The 9,284-nt window shown below is 69.5% G+C and carries 7 protein-coding genes and 1 pseudogene; 6 read left to right on the forward strand and 2 right to left on the reverse strand.

Annotated elements, in window-relative coordinates:
* From G6026_RS08285 to map, 5 genes and pseudogenes are all read left to right on the forward strand, one after another.
* A pseudogene (locus G6026_RS08285) lies at positions 1-756 on the forward strand (1-deoxy-D-xylulose-5-phosphate reductoisomerase); the annotation flags it as partial.
* A gap of 6 nt (positions 757-762) precedes the next feature.
* A complete protein-coding gene (locus G6026_RS08290) occupies positions 763-1,980 on the forward strand; it encodes a M50 family metallopeptidase (RefSeq protein ID WP_107756627.1) in 1,218 nt (405 codons plus the stop codon).
* Between the two features lie 136 nt (positions 1,981-2,116).
* A complete protein-coding gene (ispG, locus tag G6026_RS08295; protein ID WP_182612891.1) occupies positions 2,117-3,265 on the forward strand; it encodes a flavodoxin-dependent (E)-4-hydroxy-3-methylbut-2-enyl-diphosphate synthase in 1,149 nt (382 codons plus the stop codon).
* A gap of 3 nt (positions 3,266-3,268) precedes the next feature.
* Positions 3,269-4,123 (forward strand): GNAT family N-acetyltransferase, encoded by an 855-nt coding sequence (locus G6026_RS08300; protein WP_107756625.1) that lies wholly within the window; start codon positions 3,269-3,271, stop codon positions 4,121-4,123.
* A gap of 46 nt (positions 4,124-4,169) precedes the next feature.
* On the forward strand, positions 4,170-5,045 hold the full coding sequence (map, locus tag G6026_RS08305; RefSeq protein ID WP_182612889.1) for a type I methionyl aminopeptidase: 876 nt from the start codon (positions 4,170-4,172) through the stop codon (positions 5,043-5,045).
* A 35-nt stretch (positions 5,046-5,080) separates the two neighbouring features.
* Here the strand turns inward: map and mtr are convergent, their stop codons facing one another.
* Complete coding sequence (mtr, locus tag G6026_RS08310; protein WP_107756623.1) at positions 5,081-6,481, reverse strand: mycothione reductase; 1,401 nt, start codon at positions 6,479-6,481, stop codon at positions 5,081-5,083.
* 5 nt (positions 6,482-6,486) lie between these two features.
* A complete protein-coding gene (locus tag G6026_RS08315) occupies positions 6,487-7,524 on the reverse strand; it encodes an alpha/beta hydrolase (protein WP_309230189.1) in 1,038 nt (345 codons plus the stop codon).
* Between the two features lie 132 nt (positions 7,525-7,656).
* Between G6026_RS08315 and mqo the strand changes: the two genes are divergently transcribed.
* A complete protein-coding gene (gene mqo, locus G6026_RS08320) occupies positions 7,657-9,153 on the forward strand; it encodes a malate dehydrogenase (quinone) (protein ID WP_107756621.1) in 1,497 nt (498 codons plus the stop codon).
* The last annotated feature ends 131 nt before the right edge of the window (positions 9,154-9,284 follow it).

Here is a 9,284-nt window from a genome sequence, read left to right on the forward strand (position 1 = left end):
GCCGCCGCGCCGGGGCAGCTGGTGCCCGTGGACTCGGAGCACTCGGCCATGGCGCAGTGCCTGCGCTCGGGCACGGCGGACGAGGTCGCGGGACTGGTGCTCACCGCGTCCGGAGGCCCGTTCCGGGGCAGGACGCGCGCGCAGCTCGCGGACGTCACCGCGGAGCAGGCGCTGCAGCACCCCACCTGGGCGATGGGGCGGATGATCACGCTCAACTCGGCCACCCTGGTCAACAAGGCTCTCGAGCTCATCGAGGCGCATCTGCTGTTCGGGGTGCCCTACGACAAGATCGAGGTGACCGTCCACCCGCAGTCGGTGGTGCATTCGGCCGTGACCTTCGTCGACGGTGCCACGATCGCCAAGGCCTCTCCTCCCTCGATGAAGTTGCCCATCGCGCTGTCCCTCGGGTGGCCGGACCGGATCCCCGGGGCCACGACCCCCCTGGATTTCTCCGCCTCACACACCTGGACGTTCGAGCCCGTGGACGAGCAGACGTTCCCGGCGATCTCCGTGGCCCGCGCGGCGGGATCGGCGGGGGGCCTGCGGACGGCGGTGTTCAACGCCGCCAACGAGGAGGCCGCGCCGGCCTTCCTCGACGGCCGGATCGGCTTCACCGAGATCGTCGACGTGGTGGCGGAGACGGTCGGGGCGGCGGACGAGTGGTCATCCGATCCCCGGGATCTGGACGACGTGACGGCGGCGGAATCCTGGGCGCGGCGGCACGCCGCCGCCCTCGTCGCGGGTCGGGAGGGCTGAGCCGTGATGGTCCTCGGGATCGTGCTCTTCGCACTAGGGATCATGGTGTCGATCGTGCTCCACGAGTACGGGCACATGAGGGTGGCGCAGTGGTCGGGCATGAAGGTCCGTCGATTCTTCGTCGGTTTCGGGCCGACGCTGTGGTCCGTGCGCCGTGGCGGGATCGAGTACGGCCTCAAGGCGGTCCCGCTGGGCGGGTTCTGCGACATCGCCGGGATGACCGCGTACGACGAACTCGCGCCGGAGGACGAACCGAAGGCCATGTGGCGTCAGGCCTGGTGGAAGCGTGTGGCGGTCCTGCTGGCCGGCCCCGTCATGAACATCGTCCTGGCGATCGCGCTCTTCTACACGGTGGCCCTGGGGTGGGGTCTGGTCAACAGGGACGTCCAGCCGATCCCGACCGACCGGGTCGCTGCGGTGGTGGGCGACACCTGCGCGGCGGCGGATCGGTGCGGGGTCGGGGTCGGCCCCGCGGGTGAGGCGGGGATCCTGCCCGGCGACCGGATCACATCCGTGGACGGGCAGCCCGTGAACAGTTGGTCCGACCTGTCCGAGGTGGTCTCCGCGCGTCCCGGCCAGACCGTGCCGGTGACGGTGGACAGGGCGGGGGACACACTGACGACGACGGCGAGCCTGACCTCGTCCTCCGAGGGCGGGCAGGCGAGGGGGGCACTGGGAGTCCGGCTGTCCGAGGACGGGATCCCGCGGGAGATCCTCGACGACCCCGCCTATCAGTCGGTCCACACCTACGATGCGCTCGGAGCCATCCCGGCGACCTTCGTCTTCACCGGGGAGATGATCGAGGCCACGATCGACGGGCTCATCTCGTTCCCGTCCAAGATCCCGGCGGTGGCGGCGTCGATCTTCGGTGCCGAGCGGGCCGAGGACTCGCCCGTCTCGGTCGTCGGCGCGAGCCACATCGGCGGCCAGGCGGCAGAACAGGGTGCCTGGTGGCTCTTCCTGCTCTTCCTCGCCGGGCTGAACCTGTTCCTCGGGGCGTTCAACCTCGTCCCGCTCACCCCGTTCGACGGTGGGCACATCGCGGTGGTGTTCTACGAGAAGATCCGGGACGCACTGAGACGACTCCGCGGTCTGGCGCCGGGCGGGCCGGCCGACTACGAGAAGCTCGCGCCGCTGACGATCGGCGTGTTCGTGCTGCTGATCGGCGTGTCCGCCATCGTCATCACGGCGGACTTCGTCAACCCCATACTGCTGACGGGATGAGCGCGCGGACTCCTGCCCTCGCCCCCGCGCCCCGGAACGCGGATAATGGCGGACGCCGATCAGCGAGCACCCGGCTGGCAACCCTACGGAAGGCCCTGTTGTGAACGACTCCTCCTCCATCCCCGTCGGTCTGGGCATGCCAGACGGTCCGCCGCCGGTCCTCGCACCGCGCCGCAGGACGCGTCAACTGGCCGTGGGCCCGGTCGGTGTGGGCAGCGATCATCCGGTGTCGGTCCAGTCCATGACCACCACCAAGACCCACGACGTCAACGCCACGCTCCAACAGATCGCCGAGCTCACGGCGTCGGGCTGTGACATCGTGCGCGTGGCCTGTCCCCGCCAGGAGGACGCCGACGCCCTGTCGACGATCGCCCGCAAGTCGCCGATCCCCGTCATCGCGGACATCCATTTCCAGCCCAAGTACATCTTCGCCGCGATCGACGCGGGGTGCGCGGCGGTGCGGGTCAACCCGGGAAACATCAAGGAGTTCGACGGGCGGGTCGCGGAGGTCGCGAAGGCGGCCGGTGCGGCCGGTATCCCCATCCGGATCGGGGTGAACGCGGGGTCCCTCGACCCACGACTGCTCGCCAAGTACGGCAAGGCCACCCCGGAGGCGCTCGTGGAATCCGCGCTGTGGGAGGCGTCCCTCTTCGAGGAGCACGGGTTCGGGGACATCAAGATCTCGGTCAAGCACAACGATCCCGTGATCATGGTGGAGGCCTACCGTCAGCTCGCGTCGAAGAGCGACTACCCGCTCCACCTCGGGGTCACCGAGGCCGGGCCCGCGTTCCAGGGCACCATCAAGTCCGCGGTCGCGTTCGGGGCCCTGCTGTCGGAGGGGATCGGCGACACCATCCGGGTCTCCCTCTCCGCGCCGCCGGTCGAGGAGATCAAGGTCGGCTCGCAGATCCTGCAGTCCCTGAACCTGCGTCCCCGCAAGCTCGAGATCGTCTCGTGCCCGTCGTGCGGGCGTGCCCAGGTGGACGTCTACAAGCTCGCCGACGAGGTCACCGCGGGTCTCGAGGGCATGACCGTCCCGCTGCGGGTCGCGGTCATGGGGTGCGTGGTCAACGGACCTGGTGAGGCGCGTGAGGCGGATCTGGGTGTGGCCTCGGGTAACGGGAAGGGCCAGATCTTCGTCAAGGGCGAGGTCATCAAGACCGTCCCGGAGGCGATGATCGTCGAGACGCTTATCGAGGAGGCCATGCGGATCGCGGAGGAGATGGGCGAACCCGTCGGGGAGGCCGCCGTCGGCCAGGGCCCCCAGGTCAAGGTCACGCGATAGGCCATGACCGACACGGCCGCGCCTGCGGCAGCGACCGACGGATGCCGCGGGGTGGGGCCCGGAGAGGCCCGGGCACTCCTCGCGGTCCTCGAGTCCGACCCGCTGGTGTCGTGTCCCGCTGCGGAGAAGTTCGCCACCTCCGGTGCGGTCCCCGGGCCGGAGGGCAGGTTCCTCACCCTGGGTGGCCCCGAGAGGTCGTTGGTGTTCGTGGGGAGCTCGGTCCTGCCCCTGCGCGGTGACGCGCACGATCACCGCGCGCTCGGAGTCGCCGTGGCGGGCCTGGGTGTCGGTCCGATGTCCGTCCACGGGCGGAGGGAACAGGTCTCCGCACTGTGGGACGCTCTCGGCGCCTGCTGGGGTCCCCACCGGGAGTATCGGGACTCGCAGCACCTCATGTCCCTGCGCCGCCCGGTGGACCGGGCCCTCGTCCTCGGCGGTGTCCGGGCCGCGACCCTGGTCGAGTTCGAATCGGTCCTCGCCGCCGCTGCGGCGATGTACCGCGAGGAGCTGGGCTCCGATCCGTTCGCGGTGGGTTCCGGGATCCCGTTCCGGCGTCGGGTCGCGCGTTCCCTGGCCAGGGGCAGGACATGGATCGGGGTCGACGACGGTGAGGTGTTCTTCAAGGCCGACGTCGCCGCGGTCTCGTCGTGGTCGGCGCAGATCCAGGGGGTCTGGGTCCGACCCGAGCGGAGGGGGGCAGGGCTCGGAACCGGTGGCATCGCCGCGGTGTGTTCCGCCCTCCAGGCCCGCCGGTTGACTCCGTCGCTCGTGGTCAACGGATCCAACACCGCCGCCCGAGCGACCTACCGCCGGGTCGGGATGACCGACGCCGTCGACTACGCGACCGTCCTGCTGTGACCTCCCGGACCGGTCCGGTCGCGCGAGCGGCCCTATCCTGGAGACCATGACGACCCCCACCCGCCATCCCCTCGTCCCCGGTGACCCCACCCCGATCCGGACGGTGCCCGAGTCGATCCCACGGCCGGAGTACGTCTGGCGCGACCGCGTCGACGAGGCCAACGGTGAGCCGTGGGTGCAGACCCCCGAGGTGATCGAGTCGATGCGCACCGCGTGCACCATAGCGGCCGACGCCCTCGCCGTGGCCGGGCGAGCTGTGGCGCCCGGCGTCACGACCGACGAGATCGACCGGATCGCCCACGAGTACATGTGCGATCACGGCGCCTACCCGTCGACCCTGGGGTACAAGGGCTTCCCCAAGTCCAGCTGCGTCTCCCTCAACGAGGTGATCTGCCACGGCATCCCCGACACCACGGTGATCATGGACGGTGACATCGTCAACATCGACGTCACCGCCTACATCGACGGGGTGCACGGTGACACCAACGCCACGTTCCTGGCCGGCGACGTCTCGGAGGAGAACAGGCTGCTGGTCGAACGGACCCGGGAGGCCATGGACCGGGGGATCAGGGCCATCCGGCCCGGCCGGGAGGTCAACGTGATCGGGCGCGTCATCGAGTCCTACGCACGACGGTTCGACTACACGGTCGTCCGGGAGTTCACCGGGCACGGCGTGGGGCCCACGTTCCACAACGGCCTGGTGGTGCTCCACTACGACGACCCGTCGCGGACCGAGGTCCTCGAGCCCGGTATGACCCTGACCGTCGAGCCGATGATCTCCCTGGGTGGTCCGGGGTTCGACGTCTGGGACGACGACTGGACCGTCACCACGGCGGACAAGGCGTGGACCGCCCAGTTCGAACACACCGTGCTGGTCACTCAGGACGGCGTCGAGGTGTTGACGCTACCGAGCGGGAGCTGACCCCGCGTGGTCGGCGCGGTGGCCCCGACGTCGGCTCAGAAGCCCCGGTCCGGGAAGTCCAGACCCAACAGGGCGTTCTCGACCACCTCGGCCATCGCGGGGTGGATCCAGTACTGACGACGCGCGAGTTCGGGAACGGTGATCTCGAACTCCATGGCCTGGATGAGGATCTGGATGAGGGACGGCGCGTGGGCGCCCATGATGTGGGCGCCCAGGAGTAGTCCGGTCGCCCGGTCGGCGATGAGCTTGCAGCATCCGACCGAGTCCTCCATGGCCCAGCCGTACGCCACGTCGCCGTAGTCCTGGACCTTCACCGTGATGTCGAATCCCGCCTCCCGGGCCTCGACTTCCGTCAGACCCACCGAGGCGATCTGGGGCCAGGTGAACACCGCCCATGGCACGTGTCGGTGGTTCACGGGATGGAGGTCGTCCGGGTGCCGCAGGTTGTGCCCGACCACCCGCTGCTCGTGATTGGCCACGTGCTTGAGCTGGTACGGCGAGCTCACGTCCCCGAAGGCCCACACGCCGTCGGCCGTGGTACGGCCGTACTCGTCGACGCGGACCCGCTCGATGTCCATCTCCACCCCGGCCGCCTCGAGTCCCAGGAGATCGCCGTTCGGGATCCGGCCGGTCGCCACCAGGAGTGCGTCGCCGGAACAGGTCGACCCGTCCTCGAAGGTGACCTCGACGCCGCGCCGGTCCGCGCCGGTCGCGGTCATCGTGGTGATCTGCTGCCCGAGCCGGACGTCCCACCTCAGTCGGGCCTGGTCGGTGAACCGCTCCGCCAGTTCCCGGTCCACGTGCTTGAGCAGGACGTCCGACCGGCCGATCACGGTCACCTCGACACCGAGAGCCGAGAACACGTGGGCGAACTCACAGGCGATGAAGCCGGAGCCCTGGATCACCATCGACCTGGGGAGCTCGGGGATCCTCATGACATCGTCGCTGGTGTAGTAGGCGACGCCGGCGTCGGTGACGATCCGGGGGATCAGGGGCCGGGCCCCCGCGGCGATCACGACGGAGTCGGCCGTGATGATCTCCCCGGTCCCCGTGTCGATGGTGCGCGGACCCACGAACCTCGCGTGACCGTCATACACCGTGACGTTGTCGCACCGGTTCCGTCGGTAGTCCTCACCGCTCGAGGCGATGGGGTCGATCCGACGATCGAACACCCGCGAGACGATGTCGGGCCACCGGACACCGTCAAGGGTGGAGTCGATCCCGTACGTGCTCGAGTGGGTGATCGAGACGGCGGTGTCCGCGGCGTAGACGAACATCTTCGTGGGGATACAGCCCACGTTGAGACACGTCCCGCCGAAGGTTCCCTTCTCGCAGATCGCCACGGACTTGTCCGCGAACGACTCGTCGATCAGCGAGTTCCCGCTTCCGGTACCGATCACGACGAGGTCGAAGTGACGGGAGGGGGTCTGGGTCATTGTCGTCAGGACTCCTTGGTGTGGGGTGCGAGGATCTGGTCCAACCAGTCGCCGAGGTGTCCGAAGACCACCTCGAGCACGTCCGCGCGGGAGAGGAACACGTCGTGTCGGGCGCCGTCGACGGGGATGTCCGTGACCCGGTCCGAGACACGGTCGGCGAACCGCTCCATCGACCGCACGTCCAGGATCAGGTCGGTGTCGACGTCGGGCGGCCCGTCCCCGCGGTGGGTGCCCACGGAGGAGGCCGTGGACCGCAGCAGGAGGACGGGCAGAGGGAGGTCGACCCCGGCCTGCAGGCGCTTCTGCGCGCGGCGGACGGCCGCGAGCCAGCCGGCCCGGACCCCCACCCCGCCCGGGGGTTTGAGCTCGGTGTCGAAGTGGAAGTCCCCGTCATGATCGATGTGGGTGCTCACCACGTACCGGTCCGAGGTCTTCAGCGGGAGCCGGTAGTAGGGCCTGGCGGAACCGAGGGCACGGATGACCGGGTCCACCAGCCGGCGCGCGCGGTCGGGCAGGTCGAGCTGGAACCAGGGAGAGTTCAGGACCAGCCCGACGACGGGATCCAGTGCGCCCCTGTCGCGGCGGCGGGCGAGCCACAACGGCACCACGAGCCCTCCGGTCGAGTGCGCGGCCACGAGGACAGGCAGACCCGGGTGGTCGGCGGTGATCACGTCGAGCGACCGGTCGAGTTCCTCGTCGTATCTCTCCAGGTCGGTGATGAAGTGCGGCGTCAGTCCGTCCCGCCTGGAGCGGCCGCACTTGCGCAGGTCCACCCCGTAGGTGGCGATCCCCCGATCGGCGAGGAACTCGGCGAGATGGGTGTGGAAGAAGTAGTCGGACAGTCCGTGGACCACCAGCAGCGCCGCGACCGGCTGATCCGGTGAGTCCTCGTGCCGGACCAGGGTGGCGGAGATGGGTCCCTCACCGTCCGGATCGGTCCCGAGTGGCAGCTCGAGACGACGGTAGGACGGCCCCAGCAGGTCCGGGATCCACCGCGCATCGGATCCGGTGGGGGCGACGGCATCGGGGGAGGGCGGAGACACGACGACCACCCTAGTCCGGTGTGCCGAGGGGGAGGTCCGGTGAGTAGTCTTGGGACCCGGTGGACGCGGGGTCCCAGGACGGGCCCGTGACGTGTCCGATTCGGGTCCACGACCAAATAGCGAGGGTAGCCGGTGACTTCAGACCAGGTGGCAAAGCACGGAACGACTGATGTGGCGCTCATCGGCGCGGGCACCATGAGCGCGACGCTCGGTGCTCTCCTGCGTCGCCTCCAGCCCGACTGGCAGATCGAGATCTTCGAGCGCCTCGAGGGCCCCGCGCTGGAGTCGTCCGATGCGTGGAACAACGCCGGGACCGGCCACTCCGCGCTCTGCGAACTCAACTACTCGCCCAAGACCGCCGACGGCGACGTGGACATCACCAAGGCCGTGAGCGTCAACGAGAAGTTCCAGGTCTCCCGGCAGTTCTGGTCCTATGCCGTGGAGAACACGATCCTCGGTGACCCGACGGAGTGGATCCGCCCGGTCCCGCACATGAGTTTCGTCTCCGGCGAGGCCGGCCAGGCGTACCTGCAGAAGCGGTACGACAGGCTCGCGGGTCACCCCCTGTTCCCCGGGATGGGCCACACCACCGACTTCGGGGAGCTCGAGCGTCGTGTTCCCCTCATGGCCCGGGGCCGCTCCCCGGAGCAGCCCTTCGCCCTCAGCTACTTCGACAACGGCACCGATGTGAACTTCGGTGCTCTCACCCGTCAGTTCGTGAAGTACCTGACCAGGACCGGCACCGAGGTCCACTACCAGAACCAGGTCAAGGACCTCGAGCGCAACACCGACGGGACCTGGCGGCTGACCGTTGCCAACCGCCACACCGGGGACGAGCGCACGGTGGACGCGAAGTTCGTCTTCGTGGGAGCGGGCGGCGGGGCCCTGCACCTCCTGCAGAAGTCGGGTATCCCGGAGATCAAGGGCATCGGCGGGTTCCCCGTCGGAGGCCAGTGGCTCCGCTGCACCAATCCCGACCTCATCGACCAGCACCAGGCCAAGGTCTACAGCCAGGCGTCGGTCGGTGCGCCACCGATGTCGGTGCCGCACCTCGACACCCGTGTCATCGACGGCAAGAAGGGGCTGCTCTTCGGCCCGTTCGCCGGATGGACCCCGAAGTTCCTCAAGATGGGCAGTTTCCTGGACCTGCCCTCGAGCGTCCGGCCGGGGAACCTGTTGCCCATGGCCAACATCGGCCTCACCGAGATGGGCCTGGTCAAGTACCTCATCACCGAGCTGGCCAAGAACCACGGCGCGCGTGTCGACGCACTCCGCGATTTCGTGCCGTCCGCGCAGGACGGGGAGTGGGAGAAGGTCGTCGCCGGGCAACGCGTCCAGGTGATCAAGCCCAACGGTCGCGGTGGCACGCTCGAGTTCGGGACCGCGGTGGTCAACGCGGCCGACGGGTCGATCGCCGGTCTGCTGGGTGCTTCCCCCGGTGCCTCGACCGCGGTCGACGCGATGGTCGATGTGCTCCGCCGCTGTTTCCCGAGCCGGTTCGCCGACTGGAAGCCCGCGCTCGAGGAGATGATCCCGTCCCTCGGGCGCGACCTGGCCGCCGAACCGGGTCTGTTCGCCGAGCAGTTCGAGCGGTCGACCCGCACACTCAAGCTCGACCAGAAGGTCTGAGCGCGGGCCGGACCCGCCACGAACGACCCCGCCATCCCCCGGTCGCCGCGTCACCGCGGCCGGGGGATGGCCTGTTCGGGGCCCCGGGGGCGGGGCGGTCCCGGCCACCGGTGGCGGATAGGATCGGCGGA

It is taken from the genome of Dietzia sp. DQ11-38-2 (genome assembly GCF_014145055.1).
In the GTDB taxonomy this organism is placed as follows: Bacteria; Actinomycetota; Actinomycetes; order Mycobacteriales; family Mycobacteriaceae; genus Dietzia.

Excerpts from the sequence above, each read along its gene's own strand:
- ispG (WP_182612891.1), top strand. The coding sequence starts at position 2,117 with ATGCCAGACGGTCCGCCGCCGGTCCTCGCACCGCGCCGCAGGACGCGT.
- G6026_RS08290 (WP_107756627.1), top strand. The coding sequence starts at position 763 with ATGGTCCTCGGGATCGTGCTCTTCGCACTAGGGATCATGGTGTCGATC.
- mtr (WP_107756623.1), bottom strand. The coding sequence starts at position 6,481 with ATGACCCAGACCCCCTCCCGTCACTTCGACCTCGTCGTGATCGGTACC.
- G6026_RS08300 (WP_107756625.1), top strand. The coding sequence starts at position 3,269 with ATGACCGACACGGCCGCGCCTGCGGCAGCGACCGACGGATGCCGCGGG.
- map (WP_182612889.1), top strand. The coding sequence starts at position 4,170 with ATGACGACCCCCACCCGCCATCCCCTCGTCCCCGGTGACCCCACCCCG.